General features: G+C 31.4%; 20 protein-coding genes. 4 read left to right on the plus strand and 16 right to left on the minus strand.

The genetic code is table 4. The features are described from left to right. Positions 1-23 precede the first annotated feature (23 nt). Positions 24-281 carry a hypothetical protein gene (locus tag K4L35_RS00295; protein WP_221617593.1) on the minus strand — a complete coding sequence of 86 codons (258 nt, stop codon included), beginning with the start codon at positions 279-281 and terminating at the stop codon, positions 24-26. 171 nt (positions 282-452) lie between these two features. After that, on the minus strand, positions 453-785 hold the full coding sequence (locus K4L35_RS00300; protein WP_221617594.1) for a DUF6088 family protein: 333 nt from the start codon (positions 783-785) through the stop codon (positions 453-455). 424 nt (positions 786-1,209) lie between these two features. Between K4L35_RS00300 and rpsB the strand changes: the two genes are divergently transcribed. Together rpsB and tsf are read left to right on the plus strand one after the other, a co-directional pair. Beyond that, the gene (gene rpsB / locus K4L35_RS00305; protein ID WP_221617595.1) at positions 1,210-2,064 is read left to right on the plus strand and encodes a 30S ribosomal protein S2; all 855 of its coding nucleotides are present in this window, start codon (positions 1,210-1,212) and stop codon (positions 2,062-2,064) included. 2 nt (positions 2,065-2,066) lie between these two features. After that, positions 2,067-2,945, plus strand: a complete 879-nt coding sequence (gene tsf, locus K4L35_RS00310; RefSeq protein ID WP_221617596.1) for a translation elongation factor Ts — start codon at positions 2,067-2,069, stop codon at positions 2,943-2,945. A 58-nt stretch (positions 2,946-3,003) separates the two neighbouring features. Here the strand turns inward: tsf and rbfA are convergent, their stop codons facing one another. Further along, positions 3,004-3,348, minus strand: coding sequence for a 30S ribosome-binding factor RbfA (gene rbfA / locus K4L35_RS00315; RefSeq protein WP_221617597.1), 345 nt, complete (start codon positions 3,346-3,348; stop codon positions 3,004-3,006). Next, a complete protein-coding gene (locus tag K4L35_RS00320) occupies positions 3,254-4,747 on the minus strand; it encodes a hypothetical protein (RefSeq protein ID WP_221617598.1) in 1,494 nt (497 codons plus the stop codon). The genes rbfA and K4L35_RS00320 overlap by 95 nt, the downstream gene beginning before the upstream one ends. 144 nt (positions 4,748-4,891) lie before the next feature. Between K4L35_RS00320 and K4L35_RS00325 the strand changes: the two genes are divergently transcribed. Together K4L35_RS00325 and K4L35_RS00330 are read left to right on the plus strand one after the other, a co-directional pair. Continuing rightward, positions 4,892-5,488 (plus strand): FMN-dependent NADH-azoreductase, encoded by a 597-nt coding sequence (locus tag K4L35_RS00325; protein ID WP_221617599.1) that lies wholly within the window; start codon positions 4,892-4,894, stop codon positions 5,486-5,488. A 43-nt stretch (positions 5,489-5,531) separates the two neighbouring features. Further along, positions 5,532-6,299, plus strand: coding sequence for a bifunctional 2-polyprenyl-6-hydroxyphenol methylase/3-demethylubiquinol 3-O-methyltransferase UbiG (locus tag K4L35_RS00330; RefSeq protein WP_221617600.1), 768 nt, complete (start codon positions 5,532-5,534; stop codon positions 6,297-6,299). Positions 6,300-6,325: 26 nt separating this feature from the next. On the opposite strand, the gene K4L35_RS00335 is transcribed toward K4L35_RS00330, so the two are convergent. The 12 genes from K4L35_RS00335 to K4L35_RS00390 form a co-directional block, all read right to left on the minus strand. Further along, positions 6,326-15,154 (minus strand): lipoprotein 17-related variable surface protein, encoded by an 8,829-nt coding sequence (locus K4L35_RS00335; RefSeq protein ID WP_221617601.1) that lies wholly within the window; start codon positions 15,152-15,154, stop codon positions 6,326-6,328. Positions 15,155-15,472: 318 nt separating this feature from the next. Further along, entirely contained in the window at positions 15,473-17,671 is a 2,199-nt protein-coding gene (locus K4L35_RS00340; protein WP_221617602.1) for a hypothetical protein, read from the minus strand. A gap of 173 nt (positions 17,672-17,844) precedes the next feature. Next, positions 17,845-19,425 (minus strand): hypothetical protein, encoded by a 1,581-nt coding sequence (locus tag K4L35_RS00345; RefSeq protein ID WP_221617603.1) that lies wholly within the window; start codon positions 19,423-19,425, stop codon positions 17,845-17,847. Positions 19,426-19,596: 171 nt separating this feature from the next. Beyond that, the gene (gene atpC / locus K4L35_RS00350) at positions 19,597-20,019 is read right to left on the minus strand and encodes an ATP synthase F1 subunit epsilon (protein ID WP_221617604.1); all 423 of its coding nucleotides are present in this window, start codon (positions 20,017-20,019) and stop codon (positions 19,597-19,599) included. Beyond that, positions 20,012-21,412, minus strand: coding sequence for a F0F1 ATP synthase subunit beta (gene atpD / locus K4L35_RS00355; RefSeq protein ID WP_221617605.1), 1,401 nt, complete (start codon positions 21,410-21,412; stop codon positions 20,012-20,014). Before atpD ends, atpC begins: the two co-directional genes overlap by 8 nt. 12 nt (positions 21,413-21,424) lie before the next feature. Further along, the gene (atpG, locus tag K4L35_RS00360) at positions 21,425-22,279 is read right to left on the minus strand and encodes an ATP synthase F1 subunit gamma (protein ID WP_221617606.1); all 855 of its coding nucleotides are present in this window, start codon (positions 22,277-22,279) and stop codon (positions 21,425-21,427) included. Between the two features lies 1 nt (position 22,280). Continuing rightward, positions 22,281-23,864, minus strand: a complete 1,584-nt coding sequence (gene atpA / locus K4L35_RS00365) for a F0F1 ATP synthase subunit alpha (RefSeq protein ID WP_221617607.1) — start codon at positions 23,862-23,864, stop codon at positions 22,281-22,283. After that, positions 23,854-24,411, minus strand: coding sequence for an ATP synthase F1 subunit delta (atpH, locus tag K4L35_RS00370; RefSeq protein WP_221617608.1), 558 nt, complete (start codon positions 24,409-24,411; stop codon positions 23,854-23,856). Before atpH ends, atpA begins: the two co-directional genes overlap by 11 nt. After that, positions 24,411-24,974 (minus strand): F0F1 ATP synthase subunit B, encoded by a 564-nt coding sequence (gene atpF / locus K4L35_RS00375; protein ID WP_221617609.1) that lies wholly within the window; start codon positions 24,972-24,974, stop codon positions 24,411-24,413. The genes atpH and atpF overlap by 1 nt, the downstream gene beginning before the upstream one ends. Positions 24,975-24,976: 2 nt before the next feature. After that, positions 24,977-25,285 carry an ATP synthase F0 subunit C gene (gene atpE / locus K4L35_RS03530; protein ID WP_221617610.1) on the minus strand — a complete coding sequence of 103 codons (309 nt, stop codon included), beginning with the start codon at positions 25,283-25,285 and terminating at the stop codon, positions 24,977-24,979. A gap of 14 nt (positions 25,286-25,299) precedes the next feature. Then, on the minus strand, positions 25,300-26,070 hold the full coding sequence (locus K4L35_RS00385; protein ID WP_221617611.1) for a F0F1 ATP synthase subunit A: 771 nt from the start codon (positions 26,068-26,070) through the stop codon (positions 25,300-25,302). Beyond that, entirely contained in the window at positions 26,063-26,527 is a 465-nt protein-coding gene (locus K4L35_RS00390; protein WP_221617612.1) for a hypothetical protein, read from the minus strand. Before K4L35_RS00390 ends, K4L35_RS00385 begins: the two co-directional genes overlap by 8 nt. Positions 26,528-26,543: the final 16 nt, after the last annotated feature.

Raw genomic sequence — 26,543 nt, forward strand, 5'->3', positions numbered from 1 at the left:
AATACAAGATAAAAATAAAGTGACTAAAATAAAAAATAAAGTTTCAAAATAAGTTTAAAACTTGAATAACAGCACTTTTTAATCTTATTTATGGTTATAAAAATTAATTCAATATCGCTCGGAATGTCGCTCGGAATGTCGCTCGGAATGTCGCTCGGAATGTCGCTCGGAATGTCGCTCGGAATGTCGCTCGGAATGTCGCTCGGAATGTCGCTCGGAATGTCGCTCGGAATGTCGCTCGGAATGTCGCTCGGAATGTCGCTCGGAATGTCGTAATACATTTTTTCTTTTTCAACTGTTTTATAACAGTAAAACTTTTTTTCAGTTTTAATATTTTTGAACGTAAAAAATATGAAAATAATGTATTTTTTTAAATGATTTTATAGGAGAATATAATAAATAAAAAGCATAGCAAAAAGAGGGATGAAATGATAGTAAATGAATTACTTAATTTAATTAATTTGGGTGAAGGTGTTCAAGTAGAATTTCAAGAATCTAAAAAAGGGGCTTTTTAATAATTGATAGTTGAAAAAGCACGCAAATTTCAACCACCAATTATTAAAAAGTCCCACATCAGGATAGGAATATTCATTTAGAATTGGGCTATATTTAGGAATTGTATAAAGCCCATCAATTAATCTTTCAATTTTATTATTTTCACACAGCCTGTACATTATTGATTTTATTGTGTTTTTAGTTCCTAAATTATAAAAGTCTCTTATCGAATATACTTTACCTTTATTTTTTTGCATTTCATTTTCAATGCGATTTGCTATTGAACTCATATATTACCTCCTTGCACCTAAAATTACATACTTTTGGGTTCATAATTTTCTTTTTAAAAGTTTTTTATGACCCAATTTTTTCAAAACAAAAATAAAAGTTAAATTTTCTTGAAAATATATGAAACAGTTTAAAACACGAAATATTACGATTTGATTTAGGCGTTAAAATAAACAAAAGTATAAATCTTTATTTCAAATCTCTGTCTATACAATTTCTTATAAACAAAACAGACTTACTTCTTGCAAAATAATTTCCTTATATATTTATATAAAAAGTACAAAATGGTAAAATTTAAAAGAATTAAAAAATTCGCACAAATACATTATTAAAAAGTTTTTATGGATTCGCATGGGTGTGCCGAAAGTGGTGCTAGGCGTTGGAAGTAAAAATTGTAAATAACAAACTAAAAAATGAGGAGACATTATGTCAGATAAATTAGAAAAAGTTGAATCAGTATCAGCTGAAAAACAACAAAAATTACCTATCGTATCAAAAGATAAGTTATTAGAAGCAGGAGCATACTTTGGTCACAAAGCTCACGCTTGAAACCCTAAAATGAAAGAGTACATCGTTCCAAACAAAAAGAACAAAGGTGCTCACATCATTGATATTACAAAAACACAAAAATACTTAGAATTTGCTTACTCTTTAGTTTACAAATTAGCATCTAAAAAGGCAAGCTTTATTTTTGTTGGTACAAAAAAACAAGCTCAAGCAGCAGTTGAAGAAGCAGCTAAAAGAACAAACTCATTCTACGTAAAAGAAAGATGATTAGGTGGTACATTAACAAACAACCAAACAATCATGAGCCGTGTTAAAACAATGGAATCTTTAGAGGCTAAAGCTGAAGAGAACTTCAAAGGATACACAAAGAAAGAAGCTGTTCTATTCCAAAAAGAATTAGAAAAACTACACAAAAATTTAGACGGTATCCGTAAAATGAGAAGATTACCTCAAGTTATGATCGTTGCCGATCCAAACGAAGATGAAATCGCAGTTAAAGAAGCTAAAAGAAAAGGAATTAAAGTTATCGGTATCTTAGATACAAACGCTAACCCAGATGCAGTTGACTTTGGTATCCCTGCTAACGATGACTCAGCAAAAAGTATTGCTTTAATTATGACAGTACTAGCTGACGCTATTGTTAAAGCACAAGGTGGAAAAGAACTTTTCGCTTACCAATCAGACGACAAAGTAGTTTTACCTGAATTTCAAGGTCAAGCAAAACAACGTCGTGAATTCGTTAAAAGAGATCAACAACAAACATCAGGAGAATAATCATGGCAGATATTACATTAGTAAAAGACCTTAGAGCTAGAACAAACGCTGGATTTGCAGACTGTAAAAAAGCTCTTGAAGCTACAAACTGAGACATCGAAGCTGCAGTTGAGTGACTAAGAGAAAACGGTATTGCAAAAGCTGCTAAAAAAGCAGGAAGAGTTGCGGCTGAAGGTTTAGTTCAAATTGCTGGAGACAGCAAAAATGCTGTTATCATCGAACTTAACTCAGAAACAGACTTCGTTGCTAAAAACGAACAATTCGTTACATTATTAAGCGACATTGCACAAGCAGTTTGAAAATCAAACGCTTCTACACAAGAAGAGGCACTTGCTGCTAAATTAGAAAACGGTGAAACAGTTGAAGCTGCTACAGCTTCAGCAACAGCTACAATTGGTGAAAAAATTTCATTCCGTCGTTTTGTTAGAGTTATGGCAAACGACAACGAAGTTTTAGGTCTATACAGACACATCAACGGTCTTGTTGCATCAATCGTTAAGATTTCTGGTTCAAACGAAGAAGCAGCTAAAGGTGTAGCAATGCACTTAACAGCTATGAACCCAGAATTTATCTTAACATCAGATATTTCAGCTGAAAGAATGGACAGCATTAAATCAGGATTTGAAAAACCTGCAAACTTTGATGCTAAACCAGAAAAAATTCAACAAACAATCGTTGAAGGATGATTAAACAAACAATTATCAGAAATCGTTCTAGAAAAACAAGCTTACATTCTAGATGACGCTCTTTCTGTAGAAAAATACCTAAACAACAACAACTCAAAACTACTTGAAGCAGTTAGATACGAAGTTGGTGAAGGTATTGAAAAAGTTGTTTCAAACTTCGCTGAAGAAGTTATGTCATTCGTTGACAAAGCTTAATTTATCAAAAAGCGCAATAGCGCTTTTTTTTGTTTAAAAAATAACGAACATGTGTTCGTTATTTAACATCTTCTTCGTTAATTGATTTAATTATTGCATCAATTTTCATTCCGTAATCAGTAACTTCATCTAAAACGAAGTGAATTTGTGGCACTTTTCTTCACTTTAATGAATGAGATAAAACACCTCTTATGTATCCAGCTGCGTTATTTAAAGCCTGTAATCCTTTTTGTTTATTACCGTCTAAAGCAACAAAAACTTTTAGATGTGATAAATCAGTTGAAAGATTACCATCGATTACGATTGGATTAACTATGTTTACGTTTGTTAGGTCGTTTGTTACTATTGCTGATACCATTTGCATGATTGTTGATTGTTTTCTTAAGTGTGCTATGTTGTTCATTAAATCTCCCTTTTTCTTTATTTATTAATTCTTTTAGTTCTATATGCAAGGCATATTCACTTAATTTGTTTTGTGAGTGCACAAGTTTTTGCAGGTTAAATTTGGCTGATTTGTAGCCTTTTTCATCTTTTTGTTGATTAATTGATGATAAATGATGTCTTGCTTGTTTAATTACTTTATTTAGTGTTTGAATATACTCTCCAACACTTGGTTTACGGTCACTTTGTACTAAAACATTTTTGCGCAATCATAACAAATCAAGGTAGTTTAAATCATTGTCTTTATGTTCAAAATCAACCAAAATCTCCTGTCTTGGTATATGTATCAAATCAACTGTTTTTTTACGCATTGAACTGTTTTGTAGTATCTTGCGTAAAATCACAATCTTATTCACTTTATGAATTGCATTTTTAAAACTATCGTAATTGGCTAGAAAACTAACAATATCAATCATTTCTTGACTCAATTTCTTTTGCTTTGAAAGCAACCTTTTTAGGTTTAAAAACTCATAAATTCAACGATCTTCTAAACTTTCGGATATTACTTCAATCTTTTGCTCTTTATCTAAATCCAAAAGATTTACAATATCCTCAAAATAAAGCTTAAATTTGTTATTTTCAATTTTTTGCTCATAAATTTCATTAACTTGATCAATTAAAGCCCTAACGTCTTTCCGATATTCAAATCTAGAAAGTAATTTAGGAGCCTCCTGTTTTGCATTTTTTGTTTCAGGTCCTTGTTCTGGATAATCAAACTCTTTACTTTCAATTAGTTTATGCATAACTAAAACGTCGCTTTGATTATATGAAACTAAATCAGATATTAATTGTGAAACATTAATCGTCTTTTTAATCTTTAGTTCTTGCGAACTAAACTTGAAATACATATAAATTAAATATGAGCAATAAGACGCTAAATACCCTTTGCTGTAAGGCATTTTCTTGTTTAAAGGTATTAACTTTTTTGACTTGGGTAAGTCTAGTGATTTTGTGTAGTGAAATTGTTCCACTATTTCTTTTTGCTGTGATAAAAAATTAGCCAAAGATGTTGCTTGATTTGAAAACGGTTCAACATCAATATTAAACAAATCTTTGATTATGATTTTTTCTAAATCAGGATTTCATCCTATAAAACGCGTTGTTTCTTCATTTATAACTAAGTTTTGATCTTCACAAAGAATTCTAGCATCACGAATTAACATATCTCTGATTTGAAAATAAGGTGATAATGACTCAGAAGTGAAGTCGATTATTGATGTCAAATATTTGAAAACTTTTTGCTCATTGTAATATCCAATGGTATAACAAACAGGTATTTGAATTAAATTAGGGCTTATTTGCGATGCAAATGGCTGGCTAATTGCTTCAAAATCAATAAAAAATGTTGCTTTAGTTTTCATTTTACAATTATACCACGCATTTTAAACTTGTTTAGAGAAGCCAAAAAACCTAAAAATGCAAAAACTTCAAAAAAGTGCTTTTTTTCTTGTTTTTTTAAACTTTTTCGAGTTTAGTATATAATTTAAATATTATTAAGGAGAAAAATGAAAGTATTAGTTTTAACATCAAATTTAGCACCAGAAGCTGTAAGTAAAAGTAGACAATTATCAAACAGATTTGTTGAACTTTACAAAGAAAATCATCCAGAAGCAGAATTTATTCATGTAGATGTAAACACATTAAAATCAGCTCAAACAACATTAAACTCAACAACAATGCCAGAATTCTGAGCAAACGTTGAGTCAGACAAATTAATTGATCAATTAAAATCAGTTGACAAAGTTATTGTTTCAACACCAATGATTAATTTTAAACCAGCACCTGCTCTTTTAGGCTACCTTGACGCAATTAACGTCGCAAACAAAACGTTCACATACAAATATTCTTTAGACTTTAAAGCAAAAGGCTTATTAGATCATTTAGATGTGATGATCATCGCAACACAAGGAGCACCACTTAACACATATCCATGAGGTAATGTTGCTGGATACATTCAAGGTGTTTTTGAATTTTTAGGAGCTAAAAGAACATTTAACTTAACAGTTGATGCAACAAATATTCCAACAATGAACGGAATTGATGTTGCTGAAGTCGTTAAAAAATACGAGGACAGATTAGCTGCTTTAGCAAAAACATTTTAATCGGGTTAAGCCCTGATTTTTATTTTGCTTGTATAATTAAAAAATGAAAAGTAATAAGGAAATTAACGACAAAAATCTTCATTTTACAAGTGTTTATAATACAGAAGAATCACTAAATCATTACACAAAAGCAACTTTTAATGTTGGTATCTTAGAATCTGAAAAAGAGTTATTAAAAAGGTTTGCGAATAAGGAATCAAAAATTGCTGATTTAGGCTGTGGTACAGGCAGATTTGTATTTAGTGCTATTCAAAATGGGTATAAAAATATTTTTGGTTTTGATATTAGCGAAAAATCAATATTAAAAGCAAAGGCGATACAAAAAAGTAATACCAAATATCAAAGTGCTCATTTTTTAGAATTCGACTTATCTATAGATGAATATGAAAAAAATAACGATTTTGATTTCATGATTTTTACTTTTAATTCATTAATGTGCATGCCACAAAGAAGTCATAAAATTAATTCACTGAAAAACGCTTACAAAGCATTAAATTCAAAAGGTTATTTAGTTTTTAGCTGTGCCGAGCCTGAAGGCAACGATTTAAGACTTGAAATGATTGCAAAACAAAGGCAAGAATTAAAGGTAAAGAACATTAAAGATTGAGATGAAGGTGATTTTGTTTATTACCAAGGTGGAGGTGTTGGAGTCCTTTCTTATTACACGAGACAACAAGTTTTCGAACTCCTTAAAGAAGCTAATTTGCCTATGCCCAAGTTAATTTCAAAAAGAGATGAATTGGCAAAAGAATCACAGAAAGCTCAAGAGTTTTGCGATAACACAACATATTATGTTATTCAAAAGCAATAAAAAATCATGCATAAGCATGATTTTTCTTATTTACGTTTCTTGAAGTATCAAGCAAATAGACCTGCTATACCTAGTGTAACAATAGCTCCTGCTATTCATCATCAGATGTATAATTTCTCTTCAGGTTTTCCTGATTCATTTGAATCTTTAGGTTTAATTTCTTGTTCGCCTGCTTCTTCTTTTTCAAGAATATCTCTAACTTTTGCTCTTAGATCATCGATTTGATCTTTGATTGGTTTAGCGTAATCAGAATCTAAGTAATGGTTTGCATAAGCAACTTTTAGATCTTGTTTAATTGAGTCATAATCTTCTTGCTCTTTATTTGCACTTGTAAACTTATCTAATGCTTTTTCAAGTTCTAATTTTGCATCTAGTGCTGCAAATAAGTTAGTTACGTCGACATAAGACTCAGGGTCTTGGTTTGTTATTTCATCAATTTCAGATCTTATTTCTTGATCTTGGTTATTTAAGTATTCTTGAACTAATTCATTTACTCTTTGTCTATTTTGAGAAGTTTGGACTGCTTTTTTAGCCACTTGTGCTAATGAAGCTCCGTTTTCGTATTCTTCCATTAATTTATCAATAAAGTTTTGACTAATATTTGGAATTGTTTGCAATGCTTTTTTGATGTCTTCCTTAAGTTCTTCAATTAAAGCATCAATTTCTTTTGCATCTACGTTATTGTTTAGTAAATCAACTTCTTTAGAATTTACAAGTTCATTGATTCTGTCAAGTGCGTCTGACCCTTGCAGACCTTGTGCTTGTTTTGCTGCCTTTACTAATTCAGACATTTTATCGTCTAATTTTTTTGCTTCTTCAATAATTGATTCGTAAACTTCAACATCTTTTGTTAAAGGATCCATTTTTAGTAAGTTAGTATCGATAATAGCAAGTTTGAATCCTTCTTTGTGTGATGGGTTTAAGTTTTGCATTTCTTCAATTTGACGATAAATATCACCTTTAGCTGCATCTAAAAGAATTGCTTTGGCTTTGTATTTGTCAGAATCGTGATAGTTTTTGAACTCTAATAAATCTAAGTTAATTGCATATTTTTCTTCTTTAGATAAGAATTCTAAAGCTCAAACATCTCTGAATAATTGTTCGATATCTTTATATGGTTTTGAGGCTTTGTCAGGTAATAGACTTTCAATTGCAGATTTTAGAACTGGTGATTGGTAGTACTTTGCAGCCTTAATAACATTAACTCTTTCAAGATCACTTGCGTTAACTTCAGATAAATTAACTTTTTTCTTAGCTAAATCATAGAACATGGACATATCTGTACCAATGTAATCAATAACTTCGTTATTTTTATCTATTCCTTGCTCATTCAAGGCGTTTTTATCTGTTTTAAAGGCATTTTCGAAGTTTTCTTTTGTGAAACTTGGTTTTTTAATGTTTAGAACATTGTCAACTAAGTCCACTTCAGTTTTAGCTCTTATTACTTCTTGTTTTAGTTCATCTAAAATTGCTTTTTTATTAGCTTCAAGTTTTGGATCATTAAACATTTTGTTATTTAATGTTTCGACTAACTGTTCAGTTTTCTTGATTTCTTCAAGTAATTCTTGACGTTTTGTTAAGTAATCACTTTCGTTATTTACGTCTGTATTAATGTAAGAATTGTATTTGTCTTTTAGATTGTTAATTACTTTTAGAGCTTCAATAGCATCTTTTTGATCTTGGAAATCAGAATTCACTTCTTGTGAATCATCTTGTCTTGGAAGTTCACCTTCAAGCTCTGAAACATTTTGTTTTGCTGATTGTTTTTGTGCACTTTGAGTATGATCAGGGTTGGCTTCAGGAACCTTGTTAGGATTTTCATCATTTAGACGATTATCAATGTAGTTTTGAATACCTTGATCTAGATCAGCTTTTTTAGCATCCTTGACAATTTCAGCTGCTTTAGTTTTATTAGCTTCGTCCTGTTCAGGATCGCTAAAATCAAGTTCTTTGATTTTGTCAACAAAGTCTTGAACGTCATCTTTATCTTCAACTGGTTCTTTGCTTAAGTATTTAGCATCAAGAATTTTATCGATTGCATCTTGTTTGATTTTTTCGATTTCTTTTGCACGATCTAAAACTTTATTTGCTTCTTCAACTAAGTTTTTAGACTCTTGATTTTCATCGACAGAGTTATTGATTTGATCTATTTGAGATTTTAAAGATGTTTTTTCTGTTTCATTTAAATTTTCAAAAGCATCAATTGCGTCTTTGTAAACTTGTTTTAAGTTTGCATCAATTGCGTCCCTTAGTTTGTTTACAGATTCAGAAGGTCAGTTAGCGTTTTCAGTTAAATCTACACCTTCTAAAACTTCTTCCAATAAAGTCACTTTATCTGCGTCTTTTTGGTTTCTATCTAAATCTTGAGTTGAAGGATCGATATTGTTGATTAAATCATTTGATAAATCAACTAGTTTGTTGTATTTATCAATATCTTCACCTAGTTTTACAAGTGCTTTTTCACGATCGCTTCTTTGATCTTGCTCTTTAGCTTTTGCTGCTGTAATATCTGAAGAATATTGTTCAATAATTCCGTTTTTAGCTTTGTTATAGTCAGATTCTTCAGTTGTCTTATCTACTCTTTGTTTTAAGGCTGACATATCTTCATTTAATGTTGTAGCTTTTTGAACTTTAGAATCTGTTGAATCCTCTTCAGTTAAAGATCCATCTCCTATTTCTTCGTAGTCAATATATGAATCGATAACGGCTTTTTTTGCTGCTTCTTTTTGAGATTCGTTTAAATGTTCAAGAGTTGCAACTTCGTCATATTTAGCTTTTTTATCTGCTTCTCATTTATTTGCTTTGTCTATTAAAGCATCCATATCTGATACTGCGCGATCATGTACTGCTTGGTCAAACTCTGTATTTCTGTTGTATGAACCGACTCTTGACTGACCATCAACATCTATAACTTGCACTTCTTTAGCGTTTAAGAATTTAGTTTGCTCCAGCACTTCTTTAATTTCCATAAGTTTTGTTTTGAAGCCTGAAATCACAACATCTTTATTTGCTTTAACTGCAAATTGTTCTTCTGTCGGAGTTGCAAAGATTGCTGAATCTTGAGTATTTAACTTTTGTTTATCCTCTTCTGAAACGGAACTATCAATATTAAATAGTTCTTGTTCAGTTTTAGCTGTATTTAATGTGATATTTACTTTAGCTTGTCCTAAAATATCATCTTTCGAAAGAATGTTTACGCCGTTTTCTTCAGTGTATTTAACTTTGTTATCTGCATTTTCGATTACAGCGTTACTAATTTGATTTTTTTCAAGAGTCGTAGCAAAAACTGTATTTTTGTCTACATTTTCGTTTCTGTACTCAACAACACCGTCATTTGTGAGTGTTTGAGCTAGTGCATCAACTCTTTGTTGTTCTGTTTGGAATCCTGATACAGCTTTGTAGTAGTAACGTGTTGACTCAATAGGTTGACCGTTGTCACCGTTAACTGAAGTGTTTTTTAGTCTAAATCTTACAAGTGTTCTACCTGTTATTTCATCATGTCCAACAACTTGCTTATCAATAACTTCGTAATTATTGTTCTGTGCATTTGGTGCTATTGTATAGTTTTCAATGTTTTTTGCATCTTCTGATCCAGCCTGTGTTTCATTTTGAGCTACAGATGCATCATCTTTTCAATTTACATCAATATTTGCAGGATCAAAGTTTTCGATTTCGTCTTTAGCTCTATCTGTATCAGTTCTAAATCCTGTAAATGTTTGTGATTTTGAACTTGAGTAGACATCACCGACTGACGTTTTTTCAGAATCTTGTCTTGTATCTTCTGAATCTACTGAATACTTAATTAAATCAGCGTTAGTTTTAGTTGTTTTTAGTCTGAAATCAACATTAACTGTTCCTGTTGAATCGTTTGGTGTTAGTTTTGAATTTTTACCATCTGCATTTTCAACTGTTGCTTTGTTTGTTGATTGATTGTCACCATTTAGTGTAAATTCTGTTTCAGTTACTGCACTAGGTAGTTTTTGTTTTGAATCTTCATTTGTTAATGAATATGAATAACTGTCTTTCAGAGCATCAAGTCTTTGTGCTTCGGTCAAGAAGCCTGAAATATCACCTTTTTGGCTATAATCTGTTGTTTTAGCAGATTCATCTTTCATTGACATTAATTCTGTAACTTCTACTTTTAATTTTCCTTCAATATCGTTGTAGTAGTTAGTTTTGATTTTATCAGGTGCTATTTTAACTTGATGTTGTTCAAAAACATAGACACCGTCTTTAAATTTAGCTACTTCACCATCTAATGTAAGACTAAGTGTTGGAGTTTCTCCATCTGCTTGATCATAGACAACTTGTGATGCTTGAATTGTTTTATCTGAGTAATCATTAATTACTAAACTTTCTTTTAAAGCATCAATTCTTTGCTGCTCTGTTTGGAAACCTGATATTCTTAATGTTTTTGTGTCTGATGCTGTTTGATCAGTTAGCAATTGTCTATCTGATTGAATTTTGAATGTAACAGTTAATTCTCCAGTCGAATCATTTGAAGTGATTTGTAAATCTTCTTCTTTGATGTGGGCTTCATCAAGTTGAGTTTCATACTTAGTTTTAAGCTCAGCAATAACTTGTTCTTTTGTTAATGAAGAAGCTTGTATTGAAGATTTCGTATCTGCAAATAAGACATTTTCTGATAATGAAGTTTGGATTGAATCTAAACGGCTTACCTCTGTTTGGAATCCTGTTAGTTCAGCTTGTTTTACATTAGATTTGATTGTTGGTTCTTCAACAGAAGCAAAAGCATAATTAACCTGAGTTTTACCTTCTTTATCTCTTTCGTTTGTTTTTGAAAGTGGGGTTTGTTCAACTTCTACTAGTTTTACTTTTAGATCTTCTATTCATCAGTATTCGAACTCACCTTGTTCGTTATTTTTAGCTGTAACTGTGTAAGTTTGTTCTTCTCTTGCTGGTTGATCACCTTCTTCAGATTTAGCAGGAAGTGTAACAGTAAATGAAAGTTTTGATTCTTCAAGTTCTTGGCCTGATTTAGCTAATAATCAGTCTTTTGGTGCGTAATCTACTTGTGCTACTAAATCGTTGATAATTTCTTCAAGATTTATTTTTTTAAACCCTGTGATTGTGTATTCAATTCCTTCGATTGGAGTGTTTACGGTTTCGCCGTTAACTTCGTGTTCTCAAACGTAATCCTGATTTATGTTATCTGTATTAACAACATATTTGACTTTTAATGTTCCTGCAGAGTCATTAGCTTCAACAATTTCAATAATTGAAACAATTTGATCTTGGTATTCAGTTCACCCACCAGGGTTAGGTTTTCCATTTATAGTACTTGCCTCAATTTGTTTTGTTAGAACACCTTTTAACTTGGCAAGATTTTCAGCCTTTTCTGATTCATCTTCAGAAACAAGCGAGCTTGCTTTTATTTCTGATTTAACAAGTCCTAAATCATCTCTTAAATCAATTGAAAGTGTAGCTCCGTTTGTGTTGTCGATTGCATTTTCAAGTGGTTCAGTTAATTCTTCTAGTTTTTGTTTAATTTCATTGGTTTTGTCAATTAACTCTTGTGCACTAAGTGTTGAAGTTGTGTTTCCTAGAGTGAATAAAACTTTTTTGTCTGAATAACCATTTGAGTTTGAATAATTATCTGTTGGCTCTACTTTTAATAAAGCATGGACTTTTTCTCAAATGTCTTTAAACTCTGCTTTAACAGTAGGATCAGAAGCTCCAAGCCTAACTTTTAAATCTAATGCGTCTGTTGTCGAAACATAATGTTCTGAATCATAGCCTTTAAATACGTATTTTTCAAAAGGTATTACATGTTTAAGAATAGATTTTGCAGCTCCATTATTTGCTGGATCTTCATCATTTAGTGTTCCTAGACCACTTAAGTTTTTTGCAGCTTCATAGATATTACCTTTTAAAGCGTCGTTATCTGGATTTTGAATAGCTGCTATATATTGATTTTTAAGTTCTTGAGAAATGTATGGTAAATCATTAATTTTTGCTACTAATTCTAAACTTTCAAGTTTTTGAATCATGAATTCTCATTCACGTTTCATAACTTCTGAAACACTTTTTGTAGTGTTTGGTGAAGTTTGATCTTCTAAATCTTTTTGCGCTTTTAATTTTTTGTAAACTTCAACAAATTGATCACCAAATGCTTTTGAGTTTAAACTTGATGTTCAAACTGTTTTATTTTCATTAAATGATCCATTTTCAGAAATCGTAACAAAATCAGGAGTTGAACCATATTGCTTGTTGTCATATGTCGTACCATCTGTTGAGGCTTTATTATTGTTTGCTGTATATGATATCGATGTGAAGTCTGGGATGTTTTGCTGGTTTGTTAAACCGTTTGCTGTATTTGAGTTGTTTTCACCTCATAAAAAGTCATAAACATTTTTGTAAAGCTTGTTTACAGTTTCGTTGTATATTCTTACAAATTCAGGGTCGCTTGTTAATTCTGCATATAATTGATCATTTGGTGTAGACATACCTCCCAATGAATCAGGGTTATTATTTAATCAATTCGATCTATTTAAAACACCTAGAATCTCTTTTAGGGAGAAAGCACCCATTGATACATCTTTTTGTGTATATGCTGTTTCGTTTGTATCCTTGGCACTTATAAGTTGTTTTAAGTTGTCTTTTGAAAATGTTGAATTAGATGTTACACCTGAATAAATACTATTTCCATTATCCAATTGTCTTGAGTTAGCAGAATAAATGGATCCTAAACTAAAGTAAGAAGGATTCACTAAAATATTGCTAAAGTTTGAACTTCTGGATCTAACGCCATCTAAAAGGTTTTTAAGTTCAGCGTAGGTGTAATCGTTTCTTTTGATAAGTGATATGAAATCAGAATAGTCTTTATTGAATAAATAAGCCTGAGATTTTAATTCATTAAGTATTTTTGAATATTTATTTTCTGATTCAAAAACTTTGTACAGGTTATTAGGTTTTACATAGTTACCCAAAAATCCAATGTTTTGATCTCTTATTGCCTCATCAAAAAGAATTTTCATCACTATTGATCTGTTTCTTTTTTCTGATTCAGATTCTAAATAATTGAAATTATCTTTAACTCCTTCATATATATTTTTAATTTGTTCTAGGAACGATCTAAACACTGCTTTGGTTGAATCTAAATAAGGTGTATTGTAATTGTTTACGTTTTCATCTCCTCTTGTACCAACTTCAGAAGCAAAGTTTGATGATTTAGATGGATCTAAATCAAGTTGCTTAGAACCGTATAAATAATCTGTACCGTAATCTACATAATTAGATTTATATTCTCTGCTTGGATCATTTTCAAATTGTCCACCCTTGACTCAATAATTAAATTGATTGAATTTGTCAGCATTTTTCATTTCATAAGTTACATCAAAGAAAAATGTTTTAGTAGCGTCGTCATAGTAATAATTATCGTTACCTGAAATGTTTCAGATTTTCTCATATGTTTGTTTATCTGAATCTGTGAATTCAGGAGTTATCACTATTTTGTCAGATAATAACGAATAAACGTATCTAAACGCAAAATTGTAAGCTTTTGTATAAGTTGTTTCATCATTTCTGTTTCTACTGAAATCAGAATTTTCATCCCTTGTGTTTTGTATTTTATACTCTGAATCATTTAACGAGATTGGTAACCCATTTTGTGTTCCACCTGTTTTACTTGTGAATACAAAATTAGGTTTAGGTACAACATCACGGTTATCGTCAACATATCCGAGTGGTTTTTTTACTGTTTCACGAATAATAAATTTGTAAATCGCTTGTTCAGCATTAGGGTCATTCTTTTGTCCTTCTGGTAACAATGCATTTCTATCATAATATCTTGTAGCTTGAACTTGATCTTCAAAACCATATCCTTCATAAGGTCTGATAGCTATACCTGCTGAAATAAACGATCTACCTCTGTTTAGTAAGAATTTATCACTAAATTCAATCGGATCCGTTTCTCCTGGGTTATTTAATTTCACAATAGATGGTGATTTTAAGTTTCTTTCTGTTTCAAATTCAATTGTGAACTTAGTTTGAGCTTCTCTGTACTCAGAACCAGATTCGTTAAATGTAAAAGTTAAGAAGGATCCAGCACTTTCCCAGATCGGATCATACTCAGCACCATTCATTTGGCTATTTATTGCACCACCATCTTGATTCGTTAAGAAATCTTTTGTCAGTTTTTTTGATGTTTTGTTAGAAATTATGCTGTTTAATTCAGTGTTTTTAGGTTCGCTTTCATAACGAAACTTGCTTATTGTTGAAATTAATTTGTTGTTTGCATCTCTTGCTTCGAGCGTTCTTGTAGTACCAGAAGATAAAGTTATTTCTTGATTATAGAAGTTAAACTTATTAGTTTGTCAGGCTGGGGAATTTTCAGCATATGATCCTAATAACCTTATTTTCTGTACTTCTTGTCCATTTACGATTTGAGATTTGATTTTGTAATCGTCAGATAGAAAAAGATTAACTGAGTAAGATCCGTTTCATCAGTTTCCTGTATTTTCAAAATTGTTATTAAAAGAGACTCTTCACTTTTGAGTTAAAGAATCAAGATCTCCCTCAACTTTTTCAATTTTTACAAATTTATCCGTAGCTGTTTCTAAGTCGTTTGGATTTCTTGTTGTATCAGAAGCTAGTCTTGTAAAATTTTGACTGCTTGAGCTCATAAAGTTCTTTTGAATTTCACCATTGATTTTACCAGCAGGAGTATCTTGGTGAATGTTGCTTACAGTTTCTTCTGTTCCATCAGATTTGATAATTTTAATCGAAGTTCCGTTGGCATCATATTTTTGAACACCACCAGCTAAACCTGATGTAATTGTTAATGTGGCTAAAGGGCTGACAGCTAGTACGGCCAGCATTAGTTTTTTCTTCATAAATTTTCTCCTTGAAATATTGAATATTGAACTTTATGTAAATGATACTTTTATTAAAAGTATTATTACTTTTACAAAAAAATAAAAATTTTTATTTTTAGTAAAAAATAATTAGCTTTTTCATAGGTCTAAAAGTAATACTATATATTTTTAGTGCTATTTTATAGGCAAAAAAATAAAAAATATTTTAATATTTTTAAAATTTTCAAGCTCATAAAAAAATCGCTTTTTCTTGCAAAAAAAAAAAAAAAAAACTATCTAGCAAATCTAAAAGTAAAAAAGTATAAAAAAATGTCGCTTTTTGCGACATTTATTTAACTATTCAGCTGGTTTTGGATACTTATCTGCTTTTTCAGCAAACTCAAGATATTTAAGGTAGACATCTTTTGATTTGTCAACTTCTTGAGCTTCATATGATTTTACTTGGTCTGCTAATGATTTACCTTCTTCAACATCTGTGTTGATTCCTTTTTCGAGACCACGAATTGCTCCTTGGAAAAATCCTTTGAACAATCCTTCTAATTGTGGCGTTCTTTCTTTCATTAGCTCAAGAGCAGCAACAAACATTCCTATAGATGCAGTGTCTGAACTTACATCAGAAAATGCTATATTAAGCTTGTCAAATCTTGCTAATACATCATTTTCTAGTAAATCTTGCATTGTAGTAAATGATTCTTTATCTCTTTGAGGGTTAAGCATTTTTAAAATTTGTACATAAAATGTGGCATCTTTTTTATAGTTTGCAACATCTTGCATCAACGCTTCTGTTAGAGAACTTTTTAGAGTGTTTGTGTATTCTATTCTTTTCGCTCTTGCTTTTTCAGCACTATCAAGTGTTGTTTTTAGTGATTCATAATCTTTTTTTGTAGTTTCATAAAGTTTATTTAAACCATTCACAACTTCTTGACCGTAGTAATCTTTGATAGCTTGTATTTTTAACAATTCGCCGTAATTTTTGAATAAAGTATCAATCATTTTGGTGAATGCTCTCGTAGGTCTTGTTTTTTGTAGTTCTGCGAACTTAGCGAAGAACTCTTTGTATTTTTCATATACAACTGTGGTTTTATCTTCATCACCTTTTTTGTAAGCTACGACTTGATCTTTTAAAGCTTTTTCTTCTTCGTCCTTATCAAGCAATAGTTCACCAATTTTATTTACTGCGTATTGAACTGCAAGTGGAAGTTGGTGTTCAACCTGAGCTTCGATATCAACAAATCCTTTTTTAACTGCAAAGATTCTTTCCACTACTTCTTTATCTTTTTCAGAGTTTTCAAGAGTAACAGTCTTAAGAACAGTACCTTTCAAATCGTTTTCCAAAGTATTTAAAAGTGTTTCAGAAGATCTTCTTGTAGGATCTATTGCCTTAATAACAGATATATATGTATCAAGTTTTTCAAGTTCTGTTTTAAGAATTTCTTTAACTTTATCTGCTAAAGCTTTAATTAAATCTGCTTTTATTTTTGATTTTAATTTTAGAATTTTGTCAATTGTATTAGCTTCAGATTCATTTTCTGTTTTATAAGCTTTTGCATCAGTAGAAGTTTTTTTAAGATCGTTTAAATCTGCTTCATCCTTAACATTTTCAGTAACAACTTCTAAAGCGATTAAATCATCATATTTTTTAATAATTTCATCAATTTCTACCTTGATTTCATCTACTGCCTTACCAGCTAGAATATCTTCAAAGTTTTTAATTGATGATTTTAAGTTTTTACTTGCTTCAGCTAATTTGTCTTTGTCAATAGAGTATTTATTCTTGACATGTTCTGAAGTTTTTTTGATTAAATCTTTTAGATCGTTAACAGTCTTTTCATCTACTTCTTTTGCCAAGTCTGCTTTTAATATTTCTTGAGCTCTGTTCAGAGAAATATTAAGTTCTGTTCCGTAGTATTTTTGTAGTTTTTTGTTTAGCAAGAATTCTGAAAGTTTTGATTTTTCAAGGCTTAAAGCAGCACTTTTGTTTCCATTTGTTTTATCTGATTTAAGAGCTGATAAGTTTTCTTTTAGTTTGTCTAAAGAGTTAAACATATCAAGAAACTCAGTTTCTTTTAATAATTCTTCTGATTCTTTGATTAATTTATCTGAAGAATCTGATGAAACAGCAGGAAGATTTTTAGCAGGAGTTGGGCTTTCAACTGGTGCTGGTTTGACTACTTCTGGTTGAGATGGTGTCTCATTTGCTGGTTGGGGTTCGTTTGATGGATTTTCAGCAGGAGTTTCAACTGCAGGAGCTGGTTTTACAGTAGCTTCTGGTTGAACTGGTTCAGGGTTGCTTACAGGAGCTGTTGTTTCTTCAGCTAGAGGTTGTGAAGTTACTGCTGGTTTTTCAGTTTCAGGCGTTGGTGTAGCAGGTTTAGCTTCAGGTGTAGTTTCATTGTTTTCAGTCTTTTCTACAGGCTTACTTTCTACTTTGTCATTTTTCTTAACTTCAGTTTCTCCACAGCTAACGGAAATGACTCCAGTAGCTATTACCGAAGGGAGAATACTTCCTAATAATATTAATTTTGTCTTTTTCATTTTTTCCTCGTTTTTATATATACATTTAAATTTTATTTAAGTATGAAACTGAAATGAAAATTTCCACATTTGTTCCATGCCCGTCTGCAAAAAAAAAAAAAATTTTAACCTCTAAAACTCCTATAGCATAGTGGTAAAAGTTTTTTAAATTAGTGTAACAAATGATGTTTTGTTTATAAAAACTTTGAAACTTTTTTACTAAAGTCTACAAAAAATTCAAAAATTTCACTGAAATTCATGTCAGGCGTAACACTCGCTTGTTTGATTTGATTTATCAATTCGGCTTGTTCAGCATTATTTTCGTCTAATTTTGCTAAAAATTCTTGGTTGATTTTATCACTGTAAGTTTGCTTTAGTTTTTTATCTAAATAATCTAACTTCTCTTTTGCATTCTTAATAGATGAAGTTACTTTAGATAACGTACCCATGTCCTTTTCTTGGTCTTTTAATGTAAATTCGTAATCTTGTAAATTATCTATCAATTCTTTTGTCTCTGCAATTAGTCCTTCATTACCTAAAATGTTTAAATCTTCTAGTTTCTGAACAAAGAAACCAAGAGAGATTGACAAGTTAGTTGTTTCTTCATTAAAAACTGAATCTAGTTTTTCTTTTAAATTATTGATTGTTCTTGATTTGTAGTTCTGTACTAATTCTGGAGTATTTAAGTTGTTCTTAGCAGCATCAAAGTCTTTTTCTATTTTTTCTTCTGTGTTTATTAATTCATTCAATAAATCTGATTCCACAAAGTTATAAAGACTTTCGTTTGATGTAATAGAGTTGAAAATATTAACTGCTTTTTGAATATTATTTAGCTCTGAAAAAACTGTTATTTTATTCTTAAAATCAGCAAAAGCTGTATTAACTTCTAGTATTTTTGCTTGAATTTCTTGTTTATTTGCATACTTATTACTTTTGGCTGTTTGTAATAGATCACTAAGTTCATTTTTCGCATTATTAAACTGACTTGGAGTGACTGTTTGCGAAATGAAGGTTTCAGCATCAGCTATAACAGAGCTCAAGTTTAGTCTGATTCTATTAAATTCTCTTAATACTTCTATATGGTTATTTAAGTTATTTTTAAGATCAATTATCTTTGTTTTAATTACATCGTTTTTGTAATCATTTGTGTATTGATTTAAAAGTACTTTTAATTCTTCTAAGTTTGAAAAACTTTCTGACTCTGGGTTGTTTGATATAAATGAATTAATTTCATTGACAAATGAAAGAGCTTTGTTTTTCAGTTCTTGCTCCTTGGCTTTTTGTTCTTGTTCTAATCTAATTCGTTCTTCTTGTTCTTTTCTTTGAGCTTCTTTTAGTACTTTTTCATCTTCAGATTCTAAGTGATCTTCTTCTGTGACATCATTGTGATTCTCAGGAGTTTCAATACTTTTTGCATCATTTAATGTTTCCGAAGGCTCTAAATTATTAAATTCTTCTTTTTCATCTGTTTCCAATGAATTTTCATGATTTTCTTGTTTATTTTCTGGTTCAGTATTTTCAACAGCGTTTTCAGGTTTTGTTTCTATGATCGGTTCTTGATTATCTGAAATTTCAGTGCTTGAAGTTGTGCTTTGACGTTCCTCAATATTTTCATTCATGATTGGTTCGTTTTTTGTTGTTGTTTCATCGCTTTTTTCCTGTTTTTCTAAGTCCTTACTTGTGGAAATGCTTTGATTGTTTGAACAACTCATAATTGTTGGAGTGCTAATAAGTGATATTCCTAAAAGTCCTATAAATAAGTGTTTTTTGTTCATTCTTCCTTCTTTAATATTTGTTATATAAATCAATATTTTACATAAATCGCAAACCGAAAAGTGCTTGTATAGGAAGTGTTTTTGGACTTTTAGTTTAATATTTTTAAAAAATTTTAAAAGTCAAAAATGCATTTTTGGTGCCCTAAAAATAAAAAAAGTAATACTTTTGTATTACTTTTTGATAAATTGGTTGTAAGAATCAATTTTTAAAAGTGCTTTTTTTAGTTTGAGCTCGATATTTCTAATATCTTCAAGGGATGATTTTGTTGCTTTTGCAAGTTCTTGCTCAGCTTTTTCCTTGTCTCTTTGAGCTCTTTCGATATCGATGTCTTCAAATTTGATGATATCATCGGTGATGATGTTCACTTTTGTCGCATCAGCGTAAACTAATCCGCTACCAATTAAAAACTTTTGGTGATTTTCACTTTTTTGAAAGTTGATGTCGATTGTTCCCATTTCTACGTTAGAGAAAAAAGGCGAGGCATTTGCTTGTAGCCCGATGTATCCTTCTGTCGTTTTTAAAGTAACAATTTCCACGTCTTTTTCAAAAAACTTTTTGGTTGGTGTTGTGATGGTTAAGTGTGTTTTATTCATTTGCTTCTTTTTGTGCTTTTGCGATTACGTCTTCTATTTTACCTGCATATAGAAAGGCGTTTTCAGGTAAGTTGTCGTGTTTACCTTCAAGAATTTCTTTGAAACTTCTGATTGTTTCACTTAAAGGTACATAAGCACCATTAATTCCTGAAAACTTTTCAGCAACGTGAAAAGGCTGAGATAAGAAGTTTCTGATTCTTCTTGCACGAGCAACGATTTGTTTGTCTTCTTCCGAAAGCTCACCCATCCCTAGAATTGCAATAATGTCTTGCAGTTCTTTAAATCTTTGTAAAATACCAACAACACCTTGTGCCACTTGGTAGTGATCTTGACCAACTACTAAAGGATCTAATAGTCTTGAAGAACTTTCAAGAGCATTAACGGCAGGATAAATTCCAAGCGCAGCGATATTTCTGTCAAGAACTACTTTTGCGTCTAAGTGTGTGAAAGTAGTAGCTGGTGCAGGGTCAGTTAAGTCATCAGCAGGAACGTAAACAGCTTGAACTGAGGTGATTGAACCACGACGTGTTGAAGTAATTCTTTCTTGTAGTTGCCCCATTTCAGTTGCCAGTGTTGGTTGGTAACCAACGGCACTAGGCATACGTCCTAAAAGGGCTGAAACTTCAGAACCAGCTTGCGTAAATCTAAAAATGTTGTCGATGAATAAAAGCACATCTTGGTTTTGTTTATCACGGAAGTACTCAGCCATTGTTAGACCTGTAAGAGCTACACGCATACGAGCACCAGGAGGTTCGTTCATTTGACCAAACACAAGTGCCGTTTTGTCAAGAACTCCAGCTGCACGCATTTCGTAATAAAGATCATTTCCTTCACGTGTTCTTTCACCAACTCCAGCAAAAACAGAAAGTCCGTTGTGCTCTGTGGCGATGTTGTTGATTAGCTCTTGAACAAGAACTGTTTTACCAACTCCAGCTCCACCAAACAGACCGATTTTTCCACCTTTTGCAAAAGGAATTAATAAATCTACCACCTTAATTCCAGTTTCAAGAACTTCTGATGTAGTTTTTTGTTCCTCATACGAAGGACTTTTGGCATGAATTGGTGCATATTCAGCGCCTTCAGGTTTATCCATTTCATCGATTGGATTACCTAAAACATCAAACATACGACCCAAAACAGCATTACCAACAGGTACAGAAATTGCATCACCTGTGTCGATAACCTCTAATCCACGGCTTAAACCGTCTGTTGAAACCATGGCAACAGTTCTAACTGTATCGTCTCCAACATGTTGAGCAACTTCCAGTGTATATGTTTTGTTGTTTGCTTCAACGGTCAGGGCGTTTAGTAATTTAGGTAATTTTTCTTTATCAAAACGAACATCAACAACAGGACCTAAAACTTGGACAATTTTTCCGATATTTTTTGTCATATATACTCCTTATTATGTTGCATCAGCTCCAGAAACAATTTCGTTAATTTCTTGAGTGATAGCACTTTGACGTTTGTGATTGTATTCAAGATTTAAATCATTTAATAAATTGTGAGCATTATCTGTGGCATTTTCCATTGCATTTCTTCTTGATGCTAGTTCAGAAACTTTTGAAGAAAGTCCTAAACTATAAATTTGACTTGAAATATAAAGGGGAATTGCGTTAGATAAAACTGTTTGTGAGTTCGGTTCGAAGTGAACTGGCGATTTTTTAGTCACCTTGTTTTCATCAAGAACGAATGGAATTAATTGTAAATTCTTTGCATCTTGGAAAACATTATTAACAAACTCTGTGTAAATGATATTAATACTTTTGACTTCTTTATTACGATATAAAGTAAGTACTTTTTTAGCAAGCAAATTAGCTATTTTATAGCCGATTTCGTCGCCGTAGTTTGTAAAACTAGCAACTACTTCGTTGTCTAAATTTCAAGATTTTCAAGTGGAAAGACCTTTTGATCCAAACAAAATGACTTTGTCTTTTGAATTAAGGTTTTCTTTTAGTAAGTTCATAACATTTGAGTTATATGAACCACAAAGACCTAAATCAGAAGTAATAACTAAAAATAGTCTTGCTTCAACGTCTTTGTGATCAGGGAAAACAAGTTTAAACTCAGAAGTGTTTATTTGATTCATCAGTGAATCAAAAGTACTACTTAATAAATGTTTATATTCCTGAATGCCTTGATATTTAGCTTTTGCTTTACGTAGTTTTGAAGCAGCAACTAATTCCATCGCGTGAGTTATTTTTTTTGTGTTATTAACTACACCGATACGGTTTTTGATTGAATTTAAATTTGCTGCCATTTTAATCCTTAATTAAATCATAAACATCTTGAGGAATTGCTTTATGTTCTGTTGGATTGTAATTTGGTATTGTTGCAATCAGACCTTCAACGATCTTGACAAGTGCTTTTGTCAAGTCTTTTCTGTTTGCTTCTGATACCACTTTGTTTTGTTCGATTTCTAGATAAATTTGGTGACCGTGTGGATCACTTTCTAAGTAATTAACTACTTGGTTTTTGTATTCTGTCATACATTCTTTAGGTAGTGGGTTGATAATTCTTGATTTTACACCTAATAGAATTACGGCTTGTGAAATTTGAGGAATTGGTGAGTATTGTTCTTGTTTTAAAATTTCATATACTTTTTCACCATGATTTAAGATTGATTTGGTGCTTTCATCAAGATCAGACCCAAATTGAGCAAAAGCTTGCATTTCATTGTATTGAGCTAATTCAAGTTTTAAAGAACCAACAATCGATTTCATCGCTTTGGTTTGAGCTGACCCACCAACACGACTAACTGAAAACCCTATATCAACAGCTGGTCTTTGACCTGCATTGAAAAGACTTTCACGTGTGAAAATTTGACCGTCTGTAATTGAAATCACGTTTGTTGGAATATAAGCCGAAATATCACCTTGCTGTGTTTCAATGATTGGAAGAGCTGTAATTGAACCACCACCATATTTTTCATTAACACGAGCTGCTCTTTCTAAAAGTTGTGAGTGTAAGTAGAAAACATCACCTGGATAAGCTTCACGACCTGGAGGTCTTCTTAAAAGTAGCGAAAGTGTTCTGTAGGCTACGGCATGTTTTGATAGATCATCATAAACGATTAAAACATCATCACCTTGAGTCATTCATTCTTCAGCAATTGACACCCCTGTGTAAGGTGCAATATATTGCTGTGGCGCTAATTCGCTTGCTCCTGAAACAACGATTGTTGTATATTCAAGGGCATCGTTGTCAGAAAGTTTTTTAACAATTTGGGCAACCGTTGAATTTTTTTGTCCAATTGCAACATAAACACATTTTACGTTTTTACCCTTTTGATTGATAATTGTGTCAATTGCAATGGCTGTTTTTCCAGTTTGACGGTCACCAATGATTAATTCTCTTTGCCCTTTACCGATCGGAATCATTGAGTCAATTGCAATAATTCCTGTTTCTAAAGGTTGATTAACTTCTTTACGTGTCATAACACCTGAAGCCGTTTTGAAAACATTAGTTGATTTTTTAGTATTTATTGGACCTTTTCCATCAATTGGAAAACCTAGAGCATCGACTACTCTTCCTAATAATTCATCTCCAACATTAACTGAGATAACATTACCTGTTCTTTTAACTGCATCACCTTCTGAGATTTCGTTGGCATTACCAAAAACAGCAACACCTACAAGATCTTCTTCGATTAGCATAACAAGACCATAGATGTTTTCTTTGATCGTAACAACTTCAGTGATTTGCACGTTTTCAATTCCTGAAACAATAGCTATACCATCACCGATCGAAACAACTGTCCCTGTTTCAGCATAATCGATTTTAGATTCATAACTCTTAATTCGATCTTTAATAATTGCTGAAATTTCATCAATTCTATTCGCCATCTAGACCTCCTTTTTTTGCAATAATATGATTTTTGATTTTGTGTAGTTGTTCCAGAATATTTTTTTGAATAATATCTGAACCGATATAAATTTTGTATCCACTGATTAAATTTGGATCAATTTCTTGAACCAAATCAATTTTTTTGTTATATTCTTTTTCTAATTTTGCAAGTATTGCAAGAAAGTCATTTTGTGAAAGTTCCTGTGCAACAACGATTTTGGCATAAAGGATACCTAACTCTTCATCTGCTTTCTTTAAAAACTTAACTAAAATTTCTTTAAGATAACTAGCTCCGTTTTTTTGAATCAGGACTTTAATTAAATTCTTAAATGTTAAATTATATTGAGAGCAGATATTATCAATCAGAGTTTCTTTTTCGCCAAAATTTACAAAACTACTTTTGAAAAAGTCAATAAGTTCAGGGTTCTGTTTTAAAACCTCTTTGAACTCGAGAACATTATCATAAACTTCTTTAAGTTTATTTTGTTCGATTGCCAAGTCAAACAAGGCAATTGCAAAACCTTCAACATTTGTATTTTTTTGCATTATTTAATGTCTTTAGCATCTAAGAACTCATCAATCATTTCTTGATGTTTTGAGACGCTAATTTCTTTTTGAATAATCTTTTGTGCAAGTAAAACAGCAGTTTCTGTAATTTTTGCTCTTGCACTTTCTTCAATTTGTCTTTGTTGATTTGCAATATCTATGGCCGCTTCTTCTAATAAGTGTTTAGAATCGTTTTTTGCTTTTGCAGTATATGCAATAACAACTTTTTCGGCATTAACTTTGGCGTTGTTTATAACTTTATAAGCTTGATTATGAGCTTCTTGTAATTTTTCGTTTGCTTGATTTGTTAAAACAATTGCTTCTTCTTTTTGTTGAACTGAAGCATCAATGTTTGCTTGAATAAAATCTTTTCTTCTTTTAATCATTGCTTCTGTTGGTTTTTTTAGAAAGTAAACTAAAAATACGAACATAATTCCAACAGCAATAATTGTTGCAATCATCAAAGGAAGATTAGGGAAGATGTTAAGCATCTTCTCTGAAATACTGCTTGCAGTCGATACTGGTTCATCAACTGCTTTAAGTAATACTAATTCTGTTGTCATTCTTATTTAAAAACGAAGAATAGAAGAATTGAAATAACAAAAGCGTAAATAGCTGAAGATTCAGCAATAGCCATACCAATGATCATCATTGATCTGATTTTTTTCTCAGCTTCTGGGTTTCTACCTACAGCTTCTGAAGCTTTACCTGCTGCATATCCTTGACCAGCACCTGTTCCAAGAACACCAATCATTGATGCTCCAATACCAATAGCGATTAATCCTCTACCTGTATCTCCTGATGCTACTGTGTTTTGTGCATTTTGAGCAACTTCATTTGTTTGCTCTGCTAATGTAACTAAATTTTCAATCATATTAACCTCCATAATTAATAAACTGCTTGATTTTGTCTTTTAATAATTTGCTTACTTTTTTCTGTTTGAGATTCTTCATGGGCATCACCTGCTTCAAGGGCTCAATATACACATGTAAGAACCGTGAAAACATAGGCTTGAATAACTGCTCCAAAGACATCAAAATAAGCATGTAAAATAGGTGTAAATAAAGGAGCAAAGAAAAATCATTCATGATTTTCCATCCCTGGAATTAAGTTAGTTCAAACATAACCACTTAACATATAAATTAAATAAATTACTGTTCCACCACCTACTATATTTCCGTAAATACGGAAAGTTATTGAAATTAACGGTGCAAATTGACCAACGATTTCAATTGGGTTTAAAAACTTTTTGAAAAATTTCAGTTTGTGATAAGAAACACCTACAACATATATTCCGACCCAAGTAACTAGTCCAAAAATAATCAAAATTGATAATGAACTCGAAATTGGCTCTAACCCAAATACTGTCAATAGGTTACCAACCAGTAAAAACGTGAAAAGAACGAAAATGTAGTTTTTGACTTTTGGAAGTTTACCTTCTGTGTTGTCCTCAAAAATCCCGTTCACTGTTGTTACGTATTGTTCTGCAAGTAAAGCAATTCCTGTTGGTGCTTGATCTGGTTTAATTTTTCTAACTTTGAAAAAGACAACAACAGAAATTGTGCAACAAACTAAAACAAGCAAAATAAGTGTCAAAAGTGGTGGTTTAAAGAACCACTCTCACTTATCAGCTCAAAAGTGTTCTCAAATTTTATCCATTCAACCCCCTTTCCTTCTTTGATTTTTTTAAAAATTCAATGATGTTTGCAATAATAATTGCAATTACAAGAGTTGAGAGACCTCCAATAAAAGAAAAAATATTAATCGGTCGGTCAACCAAGTTTCACGGATGAGCAACGTTTAAGTTAATTTTGGCATTCTGATTAATTAAAAGGATTGCGATTAAGTGCAACCCAAGCAAACTAAGTGTGAATATCGTTCAAAAAAAACTTAGCAAACCCATCTTTCTAGCACTACTATTTTTGCTTTTCATTACAAAATAAACATATATATCGTGTAATCAAAAATTAAAAAAGACTGCCAAGGCTCCGATAGAATAACCAAAAAATAAACCGAAATTTACTTTTCATAGCATTAAAAAAATTACGTTTGATACTGTGAACAAGGCAAAAAAAACTATTAAAACTTTTTTAATGAACTCGTCCTTACCAAACATTTCTTACCACCTTGGT

The sequence above is a fragment of the Mycoplasma sp. Ms02 genome (assembly GCF_019720735.1).
Lineage (GTDB): Bacteria > Bacillota_I > Bacilli_A > Mycoplasmatales > Metamycoplasmataceae > Mycoplasmopsis.